Source organism: Acidithiobacillus concretivorus (assembly GCF_018853445.1).
Lineage (GTDB): Bacteria > Pseudomonadota > Gammaproteobacteria > Acidithiobacillales > Acidithiobacillaceae > Acidithiobacillus > Acidithiobacillus concretivorus.
Genome location: NZ_JABELD010000006.1, coordinates 1 through 1,334 on the forward strand (window position 1 = coordinate 1; position 1,334 = coordinate 1,334).

Annotated in this window: 1 protein-coding gene; it reads right to left on the reverse strand. The window is 55.7% G+C overall.

The features are described from left to right. The coding region (locus HJG40_RS01205) for a heterodisulfide reductase-related iron-sulfur binding cluster (RefSeq protein WP_215862508.1) at positions 1-1,334 on the reverse strand (1,334 nt) is incomplete at both ends.

Sequence of the window (1,334 nt, forward strand, 5' to 3'; positions counted from 1 at the left end):
GCTTTCATGTTGATATTTTGGTTAGTGGCGAGTTCGGGGTTGTAGAGGTATTCCACATTACCCTGTTCGACCTGTTTGAGGTATTCCTGGAAGTCGGCTTTGGCCTTGTCCCAGCTGATGCCCATTTTTTCCACCAGATCTTCACAGGGTGAAGCATGCCACTGGAGCTGGACGATCTTGAAGGGATCGGCACCACAGGCCAGGGCGGCCAGCTGCACGTCCGCAATGATCGGGATGCTGTAGTTCATGTCATGGGCCTTGCCGATCCACTGGTTCTTGTCCATGGTGGTGATACAGCCGGTGTCGATGCCAATCATGACGTCGGCGTTGGCTTCTTCCCGGGCAACCTTGATCTTGCGGTTCATGGTGAAGCTGCGGGTGAATTCGCGCTCGGAAATGATGTGCCGGAAGCCAAAGCCACAGCAGTCATACCAGGTGGAGTAGTCGATAACCTGCGCACCCAGCGCCTGGGCGACCGAGGTGCCCACTGCGGTGCGGTTGCCACCGAGAATGCTGTTGTCGTAAATCGCGTCTTCAGCAACCATCTTGTAATAGTGACAGGCCGCATGGGTGGTAACCCGGATGTTGCTCATGTCGATGGTCTGCAACTCGCTGGCAATGCGATTGCGCATGACGTGCAGCCATTCACTGTAGTGGACGACTTCTTCAGGAATGACAATTTTGCCATCGACCAGACGACCGAGTTTGCCGAGGATTTTCTTGACCTTTTCGCGCAGTTCGGCAGATTCCACCAGATACTTGCGAATTTCCTTGTAGTTGCCGAAGGAGGTGCCGCAGTGGACCAGCGGGAAGAAGTGGCCGTTTTCATAGCCGTGCTGCTTGCCGGAGACATAGGCCTGATGGAAGTTGCGCAGGAAGACGGCGGCGAGGGATTCGACATTGCCGATGCCGGAGCCGTGGTAGTTCCAGGCGGTGCAGGAGGTCTGGTCGGTTTCGTCGAGATAATCCGTGCCAAAGTGGTTCATGAACCAGAGCAGGCTGGTGGGATAGCCGGGGATGTTGCCACACTGGCCACAGCTCTTGTGATGCCAGAGCTGGTTGGTGGGAACCCGCTTTTTCCAACCATAGAGGGTGTCTACTTCAATGGGCTTGTGGTCATCGGTGATGCGGTGAACAATGATTTCACCTTCTTTTTCCAGTGCCCACATGTGCTCGCGAATGTCGTCCATACGCTCGCCCAGGTCCATGGTGCGACGGTCTACGTGACTGCGTACCCATGCCGTGGCCGCTTCCGCTTCGTTGGCCGATAAGTTTGTGTCCTGGAAAAAAGCTCCGTGCCCCGCTAATCCTTGCTGCGTGCTGTTGTCGCTCAT